The 20,990-nt window shown below is 40.1% G+C and carries 15 protein-coding genes; 13 read left to right on the top strand and 2 right to left on the bottom strand.

Translation table 11 applies throughout. The features are described 5' to 3' along the window. Positions 1-33: 33 nt before the first annotated feature. A complete protein-coding gene (locus BK583_RS11220) occupies positions 34-702 on the bottom strand; it encodes a TetR/AcrR family transcriptional regulator (RefSeq protein ID WP_078440151.1) in 669 nt (222 codons plus the stop codon). 189 nt (positions 703-891) lie between these two features. Here BK583_RS11220 and BK583_RS11215 point away from each other — a divergent pair, with 189 nt between their 5' ends. The 6 genes from BK583_RS11215 (at position 892) to BK583_RS11190 (ending at position 10,007) form a co-directional block, all read left to right on the top strand. Next, positions 892-2,397 carry a BCCT family transporter gene (locus BK583_RS11215; protein ID WP_055735227.1) on the top strand — a complete coding sequence of 502 codons (1,506 nt, stop codon included), beginning with the start codon at positions 892-894 and terminating at the stop codon, positions 2,395-2,397. A 2-nt stretch (positions 2,398-2,399) separates the two neighbouring features. After that, the gene (locus BK583_RS11210) at positions 2,400-4,454 is read left to right on the top strand and encodes a CocE/NonD family hydrolase (protein ID WP_055735228.1); all 2,055 of its coding nucleotides are present in this window, start codon (positions 2,400-2,402) and stop codon (positions 4,452-4,454) included. 249 nt (positions 4,455-4,703) lie between these two features. Then, entirely contained in the window at positions 4,704-5,951 is a 1,248-nt protein-coding gene (locus tag BK583_RS11205) for a Zn-dependent hydrolase (protein WP_055735229.1), read from the top strand. 205 nt (positions 5,952-6,156) lie between these two features. Then, a complete protein-coding gene (locus tag BK583_RS11200; RefSeq protein WP_078440150.1) occupies positions 6,157-7,182 on the top strand; it encodes an extracellular solute-binding protein in 1,026 nt (341 codons plus the stop codon). A gap of 76 nt (positions 7,183-7,258) precedes the next feature. Further along, entirely contained in the window at positions 7,259-8,353 is a 1,095-nt protein-coding gene (locus BK583_RS11195; RefSeq protein ID WP_055735230.1) for an ABC transporter ATP-binding protein, read from the top strand. 1 nt (position 8,354) lies between these two features. Then, positions 8,355-10,007: an ABC transporter permease gene (locus BK583_RS11190; RefSeq protein ID WP_197196523.1), complete on the top strand. Its 1,653-nt coding sequence runs from the start codon at positions 8,355-8,357 to the stop codon at positions 10,005-10,007. A 289-nt stretch (positions 10,008-10,296) separates the two neighbouring features. Here BK583_RS11190 and BK583_RS11185 read toward each other — a convergent pair whose 3' ends face one another. Continuing rightward, complete coding sequence (locus tag BK583_RS11185) at positions 10,297-11,268, bottom strand: LacI family DNA-binding transcriptional regulator (RefSeq protein ID WP_055735231.1); 972 nt, start codon at positions 11,266-11,268, stop codon at positions 10,297-10,299. A gap of 142 nt (positions 11,269-11,410) precedes the next feature. On the opposite strand from BK583_RS11185, the gene BK583_RS11180 reads away from it, so the two are divergent. The 7 genes from BK583_RS11180 (at position 11,411) to BK583_RS11150 (ending at position 20,928) form a co-directional block, all read left to right on the top strand. Next, positions 11,411-12,415, top strand: a complete 1,005-nt coding sequence (locus BK583_RS11180) for a TRAP transporter substrate-binding protein (RefSeq protein ID WP_055735232.1) — start codon at positions 11,411-11,413, stop codon at positions 12,413-12,415. A 5-nt stretch (positions 12,416-12,420) separates the two neighbouring features. Further along, the gene (locus BK583_RS11175; protein WP_055735233.1) at positions 12,421-12,930 is read left to right on the top strand and encodes a TRAP transporter small permease; all 510 of its coding nucleotides are present in this window, start codon (positions 12,421-12,423) and stop codon (positions 12,928-12,930) included. Between the two features lie 18 nt (positions 12,931-12,948). Continuing rightward, a complete protein-coding gene (locus BK583_RS11170) occupies positions 12,949-14,247 on the top strand; it encodes a TRAP transporter large permease (RefSeq protein WP_055735234.1) in 1,299 nt (432 codons plus the stop codon). A 25-nt stretch (positions 14,248-14,272) separates the two neighbouring features. Next, the gene (locus BK583_RS11165; RefSeq protein ID WP_055735235.1) at positions 14,273-16,669 is read left to right on the top strand and encodes a glycoside hydrolase family 31 protein; all 2,397 of its coding nucleotides are present in this window, start codon (positions 14,273-14,275) and stop codon (positions 16,667-16,669) included. After that, complete coding sequence (gene uxaC / locus BK583_RS11160) at positions 16,669-18,060, top strand: glucuronate isomerase (protein WP_055735236.1); 1,392 nt, start codon at positions 16,669-16,671, stop codon at positions 18,058-18,060. Before BK583_RS11165 ends, uxaC begins: the two co-directional genes overlap by 1 nt. A 437-nt stretch (positions 18,061-18,497) precedes the next feature. Continuing rightward, complete coding sequence (locus BK583_RS11155) at positions 18,498-20,165, top strand: sensor histidine kinase (protein WP_055735237.1); 1,668 nt, start codon at positions 18,498-18,500, stop codon at positions 20,163-20,165. 4 nt (positions 20,166-20,169) lie between these two features. Beyond that, positions 20,170-20,928 carry a response regulator transcription factor gene (locus tag BK583_RS11150; RefSeq protein WP_055735238.1) on the top strand — a complete coding sequence of 253 codons (759 nt, stop codon included), beginning with the start codon at positions 20,170-20,172 and terminating at the stop codon, positions 20,926-20,928. Positions 20,929-20,990 lie beyond the last annotated feature (62 nt).

Here is a 20,990-nt window from a genome sequence, read left to right as displayed (position 1 = left end):
AAAAAAGAACGAAAGAGTTTTGATCAAACATGATTACGTAATTGTCTCAAAGAGATGAGCGTGGTAAACAATATTTCGAATGGAAATCATTGTTTCTTGTTTCGCTTCATTCGATGTTAAGGATGTTTGACGATTTAAAATGCTAGTCAGCATACCTTGCCAAATAAGAGTGGTCATCGTGCTGATTGTTTTCACTTTTGAGTGAGGAATCTCACCTTTATCGGCCGCTGCCTTTAATAGAGATTCACCTCGAATGGCAACATTTCGTTCATATAAAGCTGGTTTTAAGCTATTGGGAAACTCGACAATATCGTCTTCGTAAAGGTCATAATACTGTTTAAACAAATCTTTAGGCTCTTCCCTAATATTCATTAAAAAGATGGTATGAAAGAGTCGGGGATTTTGATAAGAGAATTCACAAAAACATTCCCAACCGTTTAGATATTGTTCAATGATCGACTTGTTATCGTCTATTGTATTAATGAAAGCCGATGTGTAAGGTTTTAAGAATCGCATGGATGCAAAAAAGGTTAAGTGGCTTAACTCAGAAAAATAATTATAAATCGTCGCGCTATTGTATCCTGCTTTGTCGGCGATTTTTCGAATGGTAATGTGATCGTAGCCTTCTTCTTCAATAATAGCAGCGGTTGCTTCAATAAAGTATGCCCACATTCGGCGCCGTTTTACGTCTTTTTTATCCACATCAAAAACTCCTTATTAACTTAATCTATCTTTATTCTAAGCGATAGTGCTCTCATTTGTCAGTTGACCTTGTTTTAAGTAAACTATATAATCATGATTATTAATTAATCGTGATTATTTTATAATCGCATTTGTTATTTTGCAAGAACGTTTCTCTGTGAGTCGAAATTTTATGAAGAGGGTGTTCAAATGAATCGAGCTAAGATTGATCCTTTAATTTTTTGGTCTTCTGTTGTTGTTATTATTGGTGCTTCCTTGCTTCTCGTATTAAATCAAGCTGTTGCTGAGCCATTTTTAAACGATGTGATGAGTGGCATAACCACTCGAATGGATTGGGTATTTCAATTCGTTACGTTTGGCTTGTTTATCGTATTAGGTTGGCTTGCGTTTGGACCATACGGACGTGTCCGTTTAGGAGAAGGAAAGCCAGAATTTTCAACTTTTAGCTGGGGCGCAATGCTTTTCTGTGCTGGAATGGGAACAAGTATTATGTTCTGGTCTGTTCTAGAGCCGCTCTATTATTACACTGGTCCTCCTTTTGGTCTTTCACCTGAAAGCACAGATGCAGCTGATTGGGCGGTTACATATGGTTTGTTTCATTGGGGATTATCTGCTTGGGCGCTATACGCTCTTCCTACTGTAGCGATTGCGTATTCTTTCTATGTTTCTAAACGACCATCACTTAAAATTAGCACAGCATTGGAAGGTGTACTTGGAAAACATTCGTATGGTTTACTTGGTAAGCTTATCGATATTCTTGTGATCTGGAGTCTTGTAGGAGGACTAGGCACATCACTTGGCTTAGGGGTTCCAATGGTCTCGGCTGTCATTGGTGATTTAATCGGAGTGGAGCAATCTCTTGGACTAAGTATCATCATTATCCTATTTTGGACAATCATCTTCAGTGCCAGTTCGTATTTGGGTCTTTATAAAGGTATTCGTAAATTAAGTGACATTAACGTATATTTAGCTTTGGCCCTTGCCGTTTTTGTATTGATTACGGGACCAACCTTATTTATTTTATCCAACTTCACAAATAGCCTTGGATTAATGCTACAAAACTTTATATATATGAGCTTTTATACAGATCCAAATGCAAATAGTGGTTTCCCGCAAACATGGACCGTGTTTTATTGGGCGTGGTTCGCCGCGACTGCCCCATTTATTGGCTTGTTTGTTGCTCGTATTTCCCGGGGACGCTCTATACGTCAATTGATCTTATCGATATTATTATGGGGAACCGTTGGAAGCTGGCTCTATTTTGCTGTATTTGGTGGCTACGCCATTCATCTTGAAACCAACCAAACTCTCTCGCTAACAGAAATTCTAGCAACCGAGGGAGAACAAGCGGTAATCGTTGAACTACTTCGTTCTCTACCAATTAGCACGATCGTCATGGCATTCTTTGTCATTCTTGCGTTTATCTTTTTAGCAACGTCTCTTGATTCAGCAAGCTATGTGCTAGCATCGATCGCGACGAAAGAGTTGAAAGACGAACAAGAACCGGCAAGATGGCATCGTGTCATTTGGGGTTTTATTCTTTCAATACTTGCGATTTCACTCATTAGTGTTGGTGCGCTACGGGTTGTGCAAACATCGGCAGTCATTGTAGCGGTTCCTGTTGTTGTGTTATATGGCTTATTTACCGTTTCGCTTATTCGGTCATTAAAAAAAGATTTTCCTAGAGGAGGCTAACGATGGTTTTTAACGTTCGAGATTCTAAGCTTCATATGAAAGAAGACTATCCTTATGAAATTGAAGTGATCGAACATATTTGGATACCAATGTCTGACGGAACAAAGCTAGCCGCGAAAGTTTGGTTACCGAAAGGGGCTAATAAAAAGCCAGTTCCGGCTATACTTGAGTATTTACCATATCGAAAAAATGACTTTACTGCACTTCGCGATTCCATCCGTCACCCGTACTTTGCTGGTCATGGCTATGCTAGTATTCGCGTAGACATTCGCGGTACAGGAGATTCAGAGGGCATTCTCTATGATGAATATTTGCCGGAAGAACAGAAAGATGCGTTAGACATTTTACACTGGTTAGAAAAACAAGATTGGTGTACAGGTGACGTGGGAATGATCGGTAAATCATGGGGAGGGTTTAATGGCTTACAAGTAGCAAAGCATCAGCCAAAGCAGCTAAAAGCTGTGATTACGCTATGCTCAACGGATGATCGGTACGCTGATGATGTCCACTATATGGGGGGGAATATTTTAGCATCAGATATGCTGTGGTGGTCATCCACAATGTTTGCGTACAATGCGCGCCCGCAAGATCCTACCGTTGTTGGCGAGTCGTGGTTTGAGAATTGGCTGGAACGTTTAAAGAAAACACCGCCATATGTAGAAGCGTGGCTCACACACCAACATCGAAATGATTACTGGAAACAAGGGTCTGTTAATGAAGATTATGAAGCGATGACGGTTCCAGTATTCGCAGTTGGTGGCTGGGCTGACGGCTATACGAATGCAATTTTTAGAATGCTAGAACATTTCTCGGGTCCGAAAAAAGGGTTAATTGGGCCGTGGGTACATGAATACCCTGAAGTCGCAATTCCTGGACCAGCAATTGGCTTTCTTCAAGAGTGCGTGCGCTGGTGGGACCACTGGTTAAAAGGTGTCGATACAGGCATAATGGAGGAACCAATGCTAACCGCTTGGCAACAAGAAAGCGTCAAGCCTGCCGTTCATTATGAAGAACGTCCAGGTAAGTGGATTTTTGAGAACACTTGGAAAGATGTAGAAAGACAGCAGCAAACCTTTTCATTAACAAGGGATGGTGCATTGACATCTGAAAGAGCAGAGACGGCGATTGTTTCATTAGTAAGCGTTCAACAGCACGGCTTATACAGTGGCGTTTGGTGTCCGTTCGGGCAAGAAGGGGATATGCCGTCCGATCAGAGAATGGAAAAAGGCTTAAGTACAACGTTTACGACAGAACCATTGGATGATGCCCTCCATTTACTCGGTTTGCCGAAAGTGAACATTCGCTTCAAAAGTAACCAAGGAGATGCCCTCATTGCCGCAAGACTATGTGATGTTGCCCCTGATGGCGCGGAGACAATGATAAGCTTTGGCATGTTGAATTTGAACCATTTAAACGGTCATGAATTCCCTGAAGCACTAGAGCCGGGAGAAGAGTACACGGCAACTATTCAGCTCAATGCAGTTGGCATTCGTATCCCGGAAGGTCATCGCTTACAGTTAGCCCTATCGCCAACGTACTGGCCCCATGCATGGCCATCGAAAGAGGAAGCAACAATTGAGCTTGTGACTGGTACAGATACAACGCTCCACTTGCCGGTTCGCGATGATGGCGCACATGCACAAGACGGAGAATGGCCGTTTGAAAAGCCAGAAGCGGCGCCAGTTATGGGAAGAGAAATTTTAAGAAAAGAATCCCGTTATCGTCACATCAACTATGATCTTCTAAACGAACGTTGGGTGCTAGACGACTTCTCGGATGAAGGAAAACGGAAGCTACCTGATAATGGGATAGAGTATGGCAGTACAAACCGTAACGTCTATACGATACGTGAAGGCGATCCCCTTTCTGCTCAAGCTCACTGTACATGGGAACTCACCCTTGGACGAGACGACTGGCAGACAGAAGTTCATACAGATAGTAAAATGACCGCAGACAAAACAAATTTCTATTTAGAAAACACTTTAAAAGCCTACTTGCGCGACGAGTTAGTCTTCGAGAAAAAGTGGGAGAAGACGATTCCGCGCGATTTTCAATAAGAGTGTGCAAAACCCTTCCTGTAAAGATTGCAGGAGGGGTTACTTTACCTATTCACTAATAAAATAGAAAGGAAAGAATGTGTTGCATTTAAAAGCTCGAAATTCAGCAATTTTGTCTGTCTTTTCAATTAATTTTTTACTTTTGATTGAATTCTATGCTAGGATAAATGTAGCTTCTCTCGTAGAGGCTTTTTCTTTTTTAATCAATGAAATGGCTACCGTAGAAATGAACAAAAATGAGGGACAACGATGAATCAAGCTATCGATCATTTAGAAACAATTAATCGATTTACGTCAACAGCTAATGAAAAAGAGGGAATTACAAGACTAGCTTATAGCCTAGAGGAAAAAGAGGCAAAGCAATGGTTAATAAATTCTTGTGAGCAATTAGGTTTAATCGTGCGAGAAGATGCAGCTGGGAACATGATTGCGAGACGAGAGGGAAAAGTCGCAAACCTTCCAGCAGTAGCGTTCGGCTCTCATATTGATACAGTTTATCAAGCAGGGAGATATGATGGCGCATTAGGTGTCATCGCTGGTTTAGATGTTTTAAGACAATTAAATGAAGAGGGGGTTGAAACCGACCATCCTCTTGAACTAATAGCGTTCACATGTGAGGAATCAGCGCGATTTGGTGTGTCTACTGTAGGAAGTAAAGCAATGGCTCAACAGGTCGATAAAGCGGCGTTATGTTCATTAGTGGATAAAGACGGAACGACCTTTACAGATGCACTTGCCAAGGTCGATCTGTCAGTGGATGCTATTGAGTGTGCTGAAAGACAGCCAGAGGCATTGAAAGCATTTGTTGAACTACATATTGAGCAAGCAAAGCAACTGGAGCGACAAGGAAAAAATATAGGAGTTGTAACGGGTATTGCTGCACCTCATCGACTTTTTCTTGTTGTGAAAGGGGAAACCTCACATTCTGGCACGACGGCTATGGAAGACCGTCATGATGCTCTACTCGCTGCTGCTGAGTTAAGTTTAGAATTAGAACATCAATCGATTATGGAAAAAGATTGGAATACGTTTGCGACAGTAGGTACGCTTCATGTCGTTAATGGTGCCATGAATACTGTACCTGGAAGAGTGGAAATGAAAATTGATATTCGCAGTCAATATGTTCATTCACGAAATCGAATCATTACAAAGTTAAAACAGAAAATTAGTGCTGTCCAGAAACAAAGAGGTGTTGTCATTGACATTGAGCATGAAGAAAAAACACAACCTGTACAAATGAATGCGCGTATTCGCAGTCTTATTACGGCGATTTGTGACGAAAAGGGTCTTTCTCATTTGTCGCTACCTAGTGGAGCAGGTCATGATTCAATGAATATGGCAAGGCGTTGGCCAACGGCAATGATTTTTGTTCCTTCTGTAGATGGAGTGAGTCATCATCCGTCTGAATATACAAAAGAAGAGGATTGTTTAGTTGGGATAGAAGTGCTAAAAGAGACAGTTGTAAAACTAGCAAATAAAGATGTTTTCCTAAGTTAGTGGAATGGTAGTATAGAAACGCTTTCTTTAACTAGCACGTTATTGATGGACCGCAAATCTTAAATGAATTTGCGGTTTTTTAGCATAGTAAGGATTCGATTCACGAAACGAGCTTTTAAATAATGGATATATTTTAGTGATTTTAGGATTTCGGCGGTACTCTCCTTGCGATAGGATAGAGCTAGAAATAAGAGGAGGGGTTATTGTGAAAGCGCTTAAATTAGTTGGTTTTTCTCTTTGCGCCGTAGTGGCTTTAACAGCTTGTGGTGAATCCGGCTCAGGTTCAGGTGAAGGGGAACTCGTTATTTATACAACAAGAAGTGAAAACTTAAATGAAGCGGTTATTCCGAAATTTGAGGAAGAGACGGGTATTAAAGTACAAACTATCTCTGCAGGAACAGGAGAAGTGGTGACTCGAGTAGAGTCAGAACGTAATAATCCACAAGGGGACATATTATGGGCAGCTGATGTCACCATGCTTCATGACAAAACGGATTTATTTGAAGAATATGTATCTCCTGAAGATGAGTTTATGATGGAAGGATTCAAAAATACAACAGGCTTTTTCTCGCCAGCGTTTTCCGATCCCACTGTTTTTATTGTGAACACGGACTTAGTTGGTGATGTTGAAATTGATAGTTTCCAAGATTTACTTAACCCGGCATTGAAGGGGCGGATTGCGTTTGGCGATCCTGTTAACTCAAGTTCTGCTTTCCAATCATTAGTCGCGATGCTGTATGCAGCAGGTGACGGGGATCCTTTAGCTGATGAGGCTTGGACATTTGTGGAAGCGTTTCTTGAAAATCTAGACGGAAAAGTACAAGGAAGTTCAGGACAAGTGCATAGAGGGGTAGCAGACGGAGAATATACAGTTGGGTTGACATGGGAAGATCCGGTCATCCACTATATTCAGAGTGGTGCGCCAGTTGAAGTTGTGTTCCCATCTGAAGGCGTTGTGTATCCAGGTCAATCGGTTCAGATTATAAAGGGAACTGATAATTTAGAAGGTGCAAAGAAATTCATCGACTATGTTTTGTCTGAAGAAGTGCAAAGTCGTACAGGCATGGAGTTAACGGTTCGTCCTTTGCGTGAGGGTATTGAGGTCGCAGACTACATGACGCCTCAAGATGAGATTCATCTATTTGAAGAATACGATGAAGATTTTATTATCGAGCACACAGATGACATTACGGCACGTTATGTAGATGTGCTTGAACAATCGATGAATTAAAAAATAGGATATGCAGGGTGCGCGTTAGGCTCTGCATCTCTCTTTTTACTAGAGAAGATTAAGGGGGAACCATTTCATGAGTGTTGCCATTCATATAGAAAACGTTGTTAAAAAGTATGAGAACCAAACAGTTATTGATGGACTGTCATTAGAAATTAAAAAAGGAGAACTCTTTACTCTCCTCGGCCCGTCTGGTTGTGGAAAAACCACATTACTGCGCATGATTATTGGCTTTAACTCAATAGAAGGTGGCGCAATAAAGCTTGACGATGAAGTCATTAATAACATCCCAGTAAATAAACGAAAGATGGGAATGGTTTTTCAAAATTACGCTATTTTTCCTCATATGACTGTTGCAGAAAACATTGCATTCGGGTTAAAAGCACAAAATCAAGATAAATCATCTATGAAAAGCAGAATTGAAGAAATGATGAAAGTGGTCCGAATTGAAGAGCATCAGGCAAAAAAACCGGATAAGCTTTCTGGTGGACAGCAACAACGAGTTGCACTAGCTCGCGCGTTAGTCATTAACCCGAAGGTATTATTAATGGATGAGCCTTTATCAAACCTAGATGCAAAATTAAGGGTAGAGATGCGAAATGCGATTAAAGACATTCAGCAAGAAGTCGGCATAACAACAGTTTATGTAACCCACGATCAAGAAGAGGCGTTAGCGATTTCTGATCGTATTGCTGTAATGAATAAAGGTGTTATTCAACAAATCGATAAGCCTGAAACCATTTATTTGCGCCCGCGCACCCTTTTCGTAGCTCAATTTATAGGTACGTCAAACGTAATAAAAGCAACTGTTGAAAAAGTCGGGGATGATAGCTATCTTGTGTTTAATGAACAGTATAAAGAAAAGCTTACGACGTTAAGTGATGCTGCAAAAAATGGACAGGAGGTATTGGTTTCCGTTCGTCCGCAAGAATTTGTTGTAACATCTGATGTGAATACAATCGCTGGTACAGTCAATAAAACGATGTTCTTAGGAATTAACACACATTATTTTGTCACACTAACAACAGGAGAGACGGTAGAAGTTGTACAGAATATTGAAGATCATGCCATTATTCCAGAAGGAACAACGGTGCAAGTAAAGGTAAAACCAGCACTTATTAACGTGTTTGATTCTTTAACAGAAGAGACGCTCATTAAGGCAGGTGGGTGAAGTGCTTCGTAAATATGCAAATGGATGGAATCTGATTACGCTTTTTATTCTCCTCTTTTTCGCATTGTTCATTTTATTTCCGGTGGTCCTTGTTTTAAATAAAAGTGTGTACAATGCAGAAACCGGTTTTACGTTACAACACTTCGCCCATTTCTTTGATCGTAAATTTTACTGGGTGACTCTATGGAACAGTATTAAAGTAACCATTGTGGCAACAGTACTTGCTGTTTTAATTGGGCTACCACTTGCCTATATTCTAAGAAGAGTAAAAATCTTTGGTAGTAAAGCCATCCAAATTTTAATTATTGTTTCGTACATCTCTCCACCATTTATTGGTGCCTACGCGTGGATTCAATTGCTAGGTCGTGGTGGCGTTATTACAAAGTTTGTAAATGATACGTTTGGTTTGAATTATGATGGCATTTACGGGTTTGCAGGAATTGTCCTTGTGTTAACGTTGCAGTCCTTCCCGTTAATTTTTATTTACATTTCAGGTGCGTTGAAAAATGTGGATAATTCGTTAATTGAAGCTGCGGAAAGTCTTGGTTATTCTGGATTTCAACGAATGTTGAAAATTGTCGTACCACTCATTACACCAACTCTTTTAGCAAGTGCGCTTCTTGTTTTCATGCGGGTTATTGCTGACTTTGGTACACCAATGTTAATTGGTGAAGGGTACCGGACCATACCTGTGTTAATTTACACGCAGTTTATGAGTGAAGTTGGTGGGGATGCTGGTTTCGCAGCAGCCATTGCAACCATTTTTATTATCGTCACCATTGCTCTTTTCCTTGTGCAGCGCATCATCTCACGACAATACTCGTATTCCATGTCAGCGCTAAAGCCAATGGAGGTTAAGAAATCGTTTGGGATAAAGAACGTGTTAAGTCATAGCGTTGTGTATGTAATTGCACTTTTATCGATCTTGCCGCAGCTTGTTGTTATTTATACGTCCTTTTTAGAAACAACTGGTGGCCAAGTGTACACAGGTCGTTTTTCACTTCAAAATTACGAGACCATTTTATTTAACCGTGATTTATCAATGATTTTAAATACGTATAAGCTAGGATTTTTTGCGATTATTGTAATCGTTATTATTGGAATCTTTATTTCCTACCTAACGGTTCGAAAACGTAATCGTATTACGTCTACTCTTGATACCATTTCTATGCTTCCATTTGTTATTCCAGGATCAGTGCTCGGTATTGCGCTTGTATTTGCTTTTAATAATGCACCCTTTTTCTGGACTGGAACAGCCTTTATTATGGTTTTGGCTTTTGTTATTCGTCGAATGCCTTATACGATACGCTCAAGCACCGCCATTATTAGTCAGATTAGTCCGAGTATGGAAGAGGCAGCCATTAGTCTCGGTGCATCAGAAAAGCGGACATTCTTTAAAGTGGTTGTGCCGATGATGATGCCTGGCGTATTAGCCGGAGCGATTATGAGTTGGATCACCATTTTAGGTGAATTAAGTGCATCTATTATTCTCTACTCTAGTAATACCCAAACCCTTGCTGTATCTATCTATTCTGAAGTTATTAGAGGGAATTTTGGTAATGCATCAGCTTACTCAGCAATATTAACCGTCACATCTATTTTATCTCTTCTATTATTCTTTAAATTAACAGGTAAAAAAGAGATGAATTTATAATGAAAGAGGCTGGGACATAACGAAAAGTAGTAGTTGAAAAGACGAATAGTCTAAACTATGCTGAGTAGCACCGCTACAGGAGAATCCTTCGCTTTCCGGGGGCACGGCCTCAGCCTCCTCCGTGGAAAACCGCCACTCCAGAGTCTTCAGACACGTGCTGATCCCCCAGGAATCTTCGGATTCTCCTTCCGCTAATGTTCATATAAAACAAACGACGAACATTCCTGAAAATAGGAATGTTCGTCATTTTGGTCTGTCTATCTACTTTTGTCCCAGCCTCTTTTGTTTTTTATTGTTTACGTAAACGGGATGATGTTCGCACAACAAGCTCTGGTACAAGCTCTTGAACAAGTCCATCTTCTCCTGCGATTAACCGTAATAATTCTTGTACAAGGGTTTCAGCAAGTGTTTCAACCGGTACACCGACTGCACTAAGAGGAACATCTCCTTCTGCTTGTTGAGGAATATTGTCATAAGAGATTATAGCGACATCGTTTGGAATAGATAAACCAGCCTGTCGAATGGCTCGAACCGTACCGACTGCAATATCGTAGCTTGAGCAAATGAGTGAGTCGGGTAACGAACTCTTAGTGAGGAAAGCTGCTATAGCAGTAGAACCATCTATGCTGTTAAGTCCTTTCGTATCTACTAGAACAGGCTCCAACTCACGCTTTTTTAAGGCATCTAAATAGCCAGCCTGTTTAGCTAGCTGACGTCGACCAATACCGTCAACCATGCCGACATAACCGATTGAAGCGTGTCCAGATTGAACAAGTGATGATACCGCTAATTCCATCGCGTATTCGTGCTGTACACCAACGGTTGGAAATTGGTTAATTCCAGGCACGCCGTAGGACAAAAGGGGGATATCAAGTTGAGCAGGTAATTGATTTTGAGGAATATCTTCTTCAAATAAAAGAATGGCATCACTACGCATACGTGAGAAGAGAGCAATCGCCTCGATTGGATCACTAATGGATAATAAGATGTTTTTGCCTTCAGCAGCCATCATTTTGTTAACGTGTCGAGCAAGCTCTGTTAAAGCTACACGGTTTATTTCTGGCCAGACGAGCCCGACTGTGTTCGTTCGCTTCGTAACGAGATGTTTAGCAGCAAAATTTGGTGTGTAGCCAAGCTGCTTCGCTTTGTTTAAAATCGCTGTTTTCGTCTCAGGTTTAACGAGCGGGCTATCATTTAGCGCTTTTGACACCGTAGAATAGCTTACATTGGCTGCTCGAGCGATGTCTTTAATCGTAACCATGGTTCATTTAACTCCTTTATATAAGCTCATTTCTTATTATTTTACGTAGTTTCATAAAAAATAACAACGTTTTCATTGATTTTGGACGCGCTTTCATTTATATTATGAAATAACAACGTTGTTATTACGAAGGGAGAAACGAATGATGCGTCGTTTATCAATTGGAATTGTAAGCGCATTAACTTGCTTTCTTGCTGCCTGTTCAACACCAGCAGCGTTATCAAGTGACGTTACTGTTATGCGTTTACCTCACAATATGAATGAAAGTCATCCTATCCATCAATCTTTGGTTTATTTTGCTGAATTAGCGGAAGAAAAAAGTGACGGCACGTTACGGTTTGATATTTTTCCAAATGGCCAATTAGGATCTGAGAGGGAAGCCATTGAGTTGACTCAAACTGGTGCTGTAGATGCAACCAAAGTGAGCGCGACTGCTCTAGAGAGCTTTTCGCCATTTTATGCGCTATTTAGTATTCCTTACTTGTTTGCCGATCAAGATCACTATTATGAGGTAATGGAAAGCGCTATTGCGACGGATATCTATGATTCTACTTCCGACAGTGGTTTTTTTGGACTGACCTATTATGATGCAGGTACACGAAATATGTATACAATCGATCAACCTGTACGAAAACCAGAAGACTTAGCCGGGTTGAAAATTCGAGTACAACCTAGTGAAACCGCCATTCAAATGACACGTCTTATGGGTGGGGCTCCAACGCCAATGGCTTTTGGTGAAGTATACACAGCCTTACAGCAAGGTGTAATTGATGGGACTGAAAACAATGAAACCGCTTTAATTGCAAACAATCACGGTGAAGTTGCAAAGGATTATTCTTATACAGAGCATGCGATCGTACCTGACTTACTCATATTCAGTAAGTTGCGGTGGGATAGCTTCTCCGAAGAGGAACGTGCCATTATTCGAGAAGCTGCAAATGAGTCTAGTCAATTTCATAAAGAGCTTTGGGCAGAAGAAATTCAGCGCTCTGTTGAAGCAGCAGAAGAATTAGGTGTAACCTTCCATGAAGACGTGAATAAAGAAGCCTTTCGTGACCTTGTGGAACCAATGCATGAAGCCGTTCGCTCAAACGAAATGATGGCACCTTACTACGAACGTATTCGAGAGATGAAAAAGGAGGAGTGACTGAATTGATTGAAAAGGTAAACAACACAATAGGGAAAATCATCGTCTTTGTCTCAACGAGTATGTTTGGTGTAATGGTTTTAGTAGCCGTATGGCAAGTAGTTAGTCGATACGCTTTAAATGCGCCAAGCACGTTTTCAGAAGAATTTCTGCGCTACTCCTTAATCTGGGTGACGATGATTGGCGGAGCATATGCTTTTCATTTGAAAAAACATATTGCTATTGAAATGGTTGTCAATCGTCTACATGCTCGTTCACAAAGAGTTGTTCGCTTCTTGGCACAACTGTTTTTACTAGCGTTTGCGCTAGTTGTCATGGTGTATGGAGGCATCCAGCTCGTTTCGTTAACGATGACACAGCAAACCGTTTCCTTAGGTATTCCAATGGGGTACATTTATTTATCCCTTCCTATATCAGGTGTTCTCATTACATGGTTTTCGTTAACCGAACTGTTTACTAGAAAAAACGGAGCCCCACAAGAACAAAACGAAACGATTCAATTGAAAAACGATTAACTAGAGAAGGAGATTCAAATGGCCTTACTTGCAGGAATTAGCCTCGTTGTAGTGTTTTTACTTTTGCTTGTAATTGGTGTGCCGATCGCAATAAGTGTTGCAGGTGCATCGATTGTAACAATGCTACTTATTGCCCCTTTTGATGCGGCGGTCTTCACTTCTGCTCAGAAGATGGTAACAGGTATTGATAGCTTTACATTATTAGCTGTACCTTTTTTCTTATTAACTGGCATCATTATGAACCAAGGAGGCATTGCGCTGCGATTGGTTAATGTTGCTCGTCTTCTAACTGGTAAATTACCAGGATCATTAGCTCATACAAATATTGTTGGAAATATGTTATTCGGTTCCATTGCAGGCTCTTCTGTTGCATCTGCAGCGGCTATTGGTAAAGTGATGCATCCGCTTCAAGAGCAAGAGGGCTACGACCGTAAGTTCTCAGCTGCTGTCAATATTGCATCAGCACCAACAGGGTTAATTATTCCACCAACAGGATTATTTATCATTTACTCACTCGTCAGTGGTGGAACGTCTGTAGCAGCTTTGTTTTTAGCAGGTTACATACCAGGTATTTTATGGGGACTTGCTACAATGGTTGTGGCGTACATTCTCGCCAAGCGTAAAGGTTATACGGCGAAACAGAATCAGGCTGGTATTCGTCCATTAAAAGTCATTTGGGAAGCGGTACCAAGCTTATTCCTTGTCATTATCATTATTGGAGGCATAATTGGAGGATTTTTTACAGCAACGGAAGCATCAGCTATTGCCATAATTTACGCGTTGCTCTTATCGTTTGCTTATCGAAGTTTATCAGTTAAACAACTGCCAGGTATCTTTAAGGAAGCAGTTGAATTAACAGTCGTGATCATGTTCTTAATTGGGACGTCTGCTATGCTTTCTCTTGTCATGGCATTTACAGGTATTCCTAGTGCTATTAGTACTGGCATTTTATCATTAACAGATAACCCTATTTTAATTTTGTTACTGATTAATCTCATTCTTTTACTTATTGGCATCGTTATGGATGTCACACCTGCTATTTTAATCTTTACGCCTATTTTCCTACCAATTGTCATGGAATTTGGAATGGACCCGGTTCATTTTGGTGTTATTTTAATTGTCAATCTTTGTATCGGTAATATTACGCCACCTGGGGGAAGTGCTTTATTCGTAGGAAGCACAGTTGGTAAGGTGAAAATTGAAGAAGTTGTGCGACCGCTTGTCCCGTTCTACATTGGGATTATTATTGTGTTAATGATTGTAACAATGATTCCTGCGCTGAGCACATGGTTGCCAACACTCGCTGGTTTAATGTAATACGATCGAAAAAGGAGAGAAACCTATGAATATTCAAGCAACGTATCGATTTGAGCTGAAAGAAAAAGAAGGCTCTTTACTATCTTTTTATAGTACGGCAGCAAAAATGAAAGCATATGTATGTGTACTTGAACAAAGCATGTTTCGTGTTCTATTTGAGAAAGAAGAGGGATTAGAGGTACCACAAACGTGGAGCATCGCGCCAGGTTGCGATGACGTACCAGTAGAAGGTCGCCAGCGTCTGAGTACAGAAGGATTTACGTGTCCTCCATTTACAACGAAAGAGTACGATGGTCACATTGAAATCGCTACAAATGAGTTAAAAGCAGTAATTTATAAAGAAGGATTTCGCCTGATCTGGTTTCAGAAACAGCAAGGTGAGTGGGTTGAATTTGCCAGTGACCGCATGACACAAGCATACAATTTCAATGGTGAGCTAGGGAAATCGCTTAAACATTATTTAAAAAGAGACATTAGCGAACACTATTATGGTTTAGGGGAACGAACAGGGGAATTAAATCGTCACCATGGTCGTTTCCGAAATCTGACAATTGATGCAATGGGATATGACGCTCAATATTCAGATCCGCTATACAAGCATATTCCATTTTATATTACGCACAATCCTAAAACGAGTTATTCCTATGGCTTGTTTTATGATAATCTTGCACCAGGCTATATCGATCTAGGGAAAGAATTAGATAATTACCATAGCTTGTATCGTTATTTTGAAGCAGAAGCAGGAGACTTGGATTATTATATGATCGGTGGTCCAACAGTAAGAGACGTTGTGCAAACATATACGTGGCTCACAGGAAATACAATGATGCCACCAAAGTGGAGCATTGGATATTCTGGATCAACGATGAGCTATACAGATGCATCTAACGCTCAAGAACAGCTTTATCAATTTATTGATGATTGTGAAGAACACGATATCCTCTGTGATTCTTTTCAACTGTCTTCTGGCTACACCTCTATCGGTGACAAGCGATATGTCTTTCATTGGAACAAAGACAAATTCCCGGACGCCAAAAAATTAGCGGCAGATTTTCGTGAAAAAGGCTTGCGACTTGCAGCGAATATTAAGCCTGCTTTTCTAGCAGGTCATCCTGCATACGAAGAGCTGGAAGAGAACAATTATTTTATTACTGATACGCAAGGGGAAACCGAGTTAGCTCAGTTTTGGGATGGCGGTGGCGCCTATCTTGATTTTACGAACAAGCTAGCATTTAACTGGTGGAAGACACAAGTGACGAAACAATTGCTTGAATACGGTATTTCGTCCACCTGGAATGATAACAATGAATATGAAATTTGGAATGAACAAGCACAAGTGAATGGATTTGATCAGCCACTACCTTTTCAGACCATTCGCGGGTTATTTCCACTATTAATGATGAAAGCGTCATTTGAGGCACAAGAGTCCTTTGCAAAAGAAGAGCGACCATTTCTTATTTCACGTTCTGGAGGACCAGGGATGCAGCGTTACGTCCAGACTTGGACAGGTGATAATCGAACAGAATGGAAAACGATTCGTTTTAATACGAAAACCGGCCTAGGACTTAGTTTGTCAGGTGTTTATAATTATGGTCATGATGTTGGTGGGTTTGCAGGTCCGAAGCCAGATCAAGAGCTCTTTATCCGTTGGGTACAAAATGGGATCTTTCATCCACGTTTCACCATTCATTCTTGGAACGAGGATCAAACTGTAAATGAACCATGGATGTATCCAGAGGCGACACCAGCCATTCGCGCACTCATTCAGCTTCGTTCCATGTTAACACCGTATTGGTATACGGCATTTTACAAAGCGAGTACGGACCATGAACCTATTATGAAACCAACATTTTTCGATTTTGAAGAAGATTCCCGTACTTGGGAAGAGAATGATGAGTTTCTCGCTGGTCCAGCATTTCTAGTTGCATCTGTTGTAGAGCCTGGAGTAAATGAAAGGCGTGTGTACGCACCAAAAACGAAAGGAGGTTGGTTTGATTTTTATCGAGGAACGGCTGTTGCTGGAGGAACAGAGGTGACTTTACCTGCACCGGATCACGAGACGCCTTTACTTGTAAAAGCGGGCTCGATCATACCGATTAATCAAGCCGAGCGAACGTTTAAAAGGAAAGACGAGGATGAACGTGGATTTCTATTATTTCCAGAAGAAGGTGCTCATCACCACAGTTCGTATACGCTGTATGAAGACGATGGTCTAGCACGTAATTGGAAAGAAAAACATGCACTTGTTCATTTAGACATGATTACTACGGCGGATACCATTTCCATCAATGTAACGGTCGATCACCATGGGTATGTCCTACCTTATAAAGAGGCCATCTTCACCATTGCAACAAGGGATAAACGAACACTTATCGTAAATGGCAACACCATTGAATCTGGTCAAAGAGGAGTGATTTGCTAATGTTTATACACGAAAACTTTATGCTTCAAAACGAGTATGCAAAAACGCTGTATCACGAATATGCGAAGACAATGCCGATTTATGACTTTCATAGTCACTTAGACCCAGAGTCAATTGCGAATGATAAAGCCTATGAAACGATTACCGAGTTGTGGCTAGGAGATGATCATTATAAATGGCGTGCGATGAGAGCATGTGGTATAGAAGAAAGGCTCGTTACTGGTTCTGCATCAGACAAAGAGAAATTCTTCGCATGGGCAAGAACGGTTCCTCAACTTCTTGGGAACCCTCTCTATCACTGGACCCATATGGAATTAACTCATACATTTGGCATTTCCACGTTATTATCAGAAGAAACAGCGGAAAGTATATGGGAAGAAACCAATCGACAGCTACAAGAAAAGAAAGTCACAGTCCGATCCTTGCTTAAGCAAGCCAATGTCCATACACTTTGTACAACGGATCAAATTAATGATTCATTAGAACAGCATGTTCGAATTGCTCAAGATGAAACCATTGAAACGCAAGTGTTGCCAACGTTTCGTGCAGATGCTGCGTTGCAAGTAGATGGAAACAGTTTCCGTGAATTCCTTAATCAATTAGAAAATGTTACAGGGATTGACATCAACAATCTATCATCGTACCTTCAAGCTCTAACAAATCGGATTGATTACTTTCATGAACGTGGCTGTCGAGCAAGTGACCACGGAATAGGTCAATTTCGATTTGAAAAAGCAACTGTTCAACAGGGAGAAGAGATATTTAATCAATTGCTTCAACAGAAGCGTTTGAACGAACACGAAATAATACGTATTCAGTCTATTATTCTCGAACATTTAGGAAAAGCATACGCAGATAAGGGTTGGGTGATGCAGCTTCACATTGGTCCTCTGCGCAATAACAATCGTGCGGCATTTAATACAATTGGTCCAGATAGTGGGTTTGATTCCATTCGAGATGACTCGTATGCGGTATCATTAAATCGTTTTTTAAACGAACTTGAACAATCTGACAAACTACCAAAGACAATTTGTTTCAACCTTGATTGGACGAAAAATGAAATGATCGCAAGTACACTTGGAAACTTTCAGAAAGAAGGTTTGCCAGGAAAAATGCAGCTTGGATCAGGCTGGTGGTATAATGATACAAAAGAAGGCATGCGCCGCCAAATGATAAGTTTAGCATCCGTTGGGGTTTTACATCACTTTGTTGGAATGTTAACGGATTCAAGAAGTTTTCTATCTTTTGCTCGTCATGATTACTTTAGACGCATTCTATGTCAATTAATTAGTGAATGGATAGAAGATGGAGAGATTCCAGCTGAAATGCCACAAGCAGGAAAACTGATACAAGCGATTTCCTTTAAAAACGCAGAACGGTACTTTGAATAATGAGCAGAAGAGACTGGGACATAACGAAAAGTAGTAGTTGAAAAGACGAATAGTCTAAACTATGCTGAGTCGCACCGCTACAGGAGAATCCTTCGCTTTCCGGGGACACGGCCACAGCCTCCTCCGTGGAAAACCGCCATTCCAGAGTCTTCGGATTCTCCTTCTGCTCATTTTCATATAAAACAAGCGACGAACGTTCCTATTTTCAGGAATGTTCGTCATTTTGGTCTGTCTATCTACTTTTGTCCCAGCCTTTTTTATATATTAATAAAGAATTATCTGAAAATAAATTCGTTTTTCAAAAAAGCAAACTTATTCAAATAGGGCAATTATGCTATATGATGGAATGAGAACGCTTACTTTTTAGCGAAAGTGTAAATGTAGATGTTTCCAAGAAAAGCTTAATTGAAGAAAATGTTCAAAGGAGGTGAATTAATTTGAGACCAAAGAAAATGAAAGACGAGATAAAGAGATCTTTTTTCACCTATGCCATCGTTGTGGTTACTGTTATCTTTTTTGTTTATTTACTATTACTATCAATTGTGTTTCGCCTGACAATTATTGAGCCTAATGAAGCGAACCATGAACATGTCTTAAAAGACATAGAAACAGGTTTCGCAGCCTACTATAGTGGAATGGACGATCTTATTAGCGCTTCCACTATCCATTCTTTTTTAGAAACAGGAGAACAAGCAGGTGATGCCTATAAGATCTTGTATGATTTTCGCAATCATCAGTCGTTTCATGCAGATTTTTTGTTGTTAGATGGTGATGAAGAGGTAGTTGCTACAAGTTTTTATAGTGGGTCTGATGTGGAAGCAAGAAGCAGTGTTGCTTTAAATGCTCTTACCTATAAATTAGAAGGGGCTGGTGTCGTTGGGACGCGGTTAACGAGCCCATTACGAGATGTTCACCATCGCTCCTCCTATGTTTTCTCAGCCGCAATACAGGGAGAGGAAGGCCTACTTGGCTATTTGTTTTATTTTCTCGATTCACCCTCGTTTCCTGATCAGCATTATGTGTACGTAACGGATTTGTTTGATAATGTGATTTTTTCTACTTACTCGTATGGATTGACTACGCTAGGAAAACTTGATTTAGATTTAAAAGGGAACTGGATTACGTATGAGGGAGAGATGTTTTACAAAACGCAAACGACTCTTTCTAAGCAAGGAATTCAGGTTATTACTGCTACACCAATGTCTATTTATCGCTTACTCGTTTTATATGGTGTGCTCACAATGCTAATTAGTAGTATAGCCATTCTACTCGTTGTTTGGTTTGTGGCTCCAAAAATTGTCGCAAAGTCACTACAACCATTTGATGGGCTAGTAGCATTAATGGCATCTAAAAAGAAGTATAGCCATTTTGATCATGAGCCGAACTATGAAGAAGTAGAAATTATTTATGAAGAATACCGAAGTCGTGTATCTGAGGTTGAGCGATTGTTAGATGAAAATCAAATCATTATGGAAAAGAAGCGTATAAGTGAATTAAAGCATCTTGAAGCAAAATTTAATCCTCATTTTCTTTTTAACGTACTTGAAATGATTAAGTATGAACTAATGGAGGATCCGCAAAGTGCTTCTGACATGATTGTGAAAACAGCAACATTGATGCGCTATAATGCGAATTTTGGTCAAACATTAGTGCCACTTGAAGAAGATATACGCTATCTAAATGATTATTTTTCATTACAGAAAATGAGATACGGAAAAAGACTTCACTATGAGATCATTGTAAATCCACTATCTATACTAGAAGAAGCGTTTATTCCAAAATTACTCATTCAACCATTAATTGAAAACGCAATCAAACATAATATTCATAAAACCCATTCTTTATTTATTCAAGTAGTGATCAAAACAGACGGAAACGAGCTAACGATTGAGATTCGTGATAACGGAAGGGGTCTTGATGAAAAAAAAGTGGCGGAAATTAAAGCCATTTATCTTGGGGAAAAAGAAGCTTCAGAACAAACTGGTCTTCATACTGTACATCAGCTCATTCAGCTTTTATATGGCGAGGATTATGGTTTAATGATGCGTTCACATGTTGAAGATGGAACGATTATGACACTTACATTGCCACTACAAAAGGGGTGAAACCATGTTGAAAGTCATTATTGTAGAGGATGAACCAATTATTTTAAAAGGACTACTTTACCGAATTGATTGGCTTAAAACGAACTGTATTGTTATTGGAACGGCAGAAAGCGGTATTGAGGGTTGTCAGCTTATTCTCGATAAAAAGCCAGATATTGTGATTACAGATATTCGAATGCCCTTTAAAGATGGTTTGGAAATGTTGCAAGAAACAAAAGATACCTGTCAATATGAAGCCATCATCCTTTCAGGTTATGGAGAATTTCAATACGCACAACAAGCTATTCGGCTAGGTGTGCATAATTACTTATTAAAACCAGTTGATTTAAAAGATTTTGAAGCAACACTTCAAGAGTTAGCAACAAGTGTGCAAGAAAAAAGATCGACAAGTCAATCGAATAGTTATCGTCATGTTCTTGATTTAAAAGTAGAATGGACAGAAGGTTCTAGCTATGCTGCAGATGCTATTCGATACATTGAAAAGCATTATGATCAAAAAATAAGCTTAGCGATGGCTAGTAAAGCAATTGGCCTTTCCACTGTAAGCGTGAACACAAAGTTAAAAGAGCGAACAGGCTATAGTTTTAATGAATTGTTAACTCGTTATCGGTTAACAAAAGCCATTCAAAAACTACAGCACGAAAATAGTCTTGTCTATGAAGTAGCTGAACAAACGGGATTTAGTGATTACAAGTATTTCAGTTCTGTCTTTAAAAAATATATTGGCACCTCACCAAAGCAATTCCTCCAAAAGGGTATGTGATAAACGATTATGCTCAATCTGTTTAAATGAAAGACCTACGTGGAATAAACCAGTAGATGGAT

Origin of the sequence: Shouchella oshimensis, assembly GCF_002019765.1 — a bacterium.
GTDB lineage: Bacteria > Bacillota > Bacilli > Bacillales > Bacillaceae_D > Shouchella > Shouchella oshimensis.
This window is presented reverse-complemented; position numbering and strand designations above follow the sequence as displayed.

Coding starts and splice junctions, on each gene's coding strand:
- uxaC (WP_055735236.1), top strand. CDS start 16,669: ATGTTTATACACGAAAACTTTATGCTTCAAAACGAGTATGCAAAAACG.
- BK583_RS11150 (WP_055735238.1), top strand. CDS start 20,170: ATGTTGAAAGTCATTATTGTAGAGGATGAACCAATTATTTTAAAAGGA.
- BK583_RS11180 (WP_055735232.1), top strand. CDS start 11,411: ATGATGCGTCGTTTATCAATTGGAATTGTAAGCGCATTAACTTGCTTT.
- BK583_RS11210 (WP_055735228.1), top strand. CDS start 2,400: ATGGTTTTTAACGTTCGAGATTCTAAGCTTCATATGAAAGAAGACTAT.
- BK583_RS11215 (WP_055735227.1), top strand. CDS start 892: ATGAATCGAGCTAAGATTGATCCTTTAATTTTTTGGTCTTCTGTTGTT.
- BK583_RS11205 (WP_055735229.1), top strand. CDS start 4,704: ATGAATCAAGCTATCGATCATTTAGAAACAATTAATCGATTTACGTCA.
- BK583_RS11185 (WP_055735231.1), bottom strand. CDS start 11,268: ATGGTTACGATTAAAGACATCGCTCGAGCAGCCAATGTAAGCTATTCT.
- BK583_RS11195 (WP_055735230.1), top strand. CDS start 7,259: ATGAGTGTTGCCATTCATATAGAAAACGTTGTTAAAAAGTATGAGAAC.
- BK583_RS11170 (WP_055735234.1), top strand. CDS start 12,949: ATGGCCTTACTTGCAGGAATTAGCCTCGTTGTAGTGTTTTTACTTTTG.
- BK583_RS11165 (WP_055735235.1), top strand. CDS start 14,273: ATGAATATTCAAGCAACGTATCGATTTGAGCTGAAAGAAAAAGAAGGC.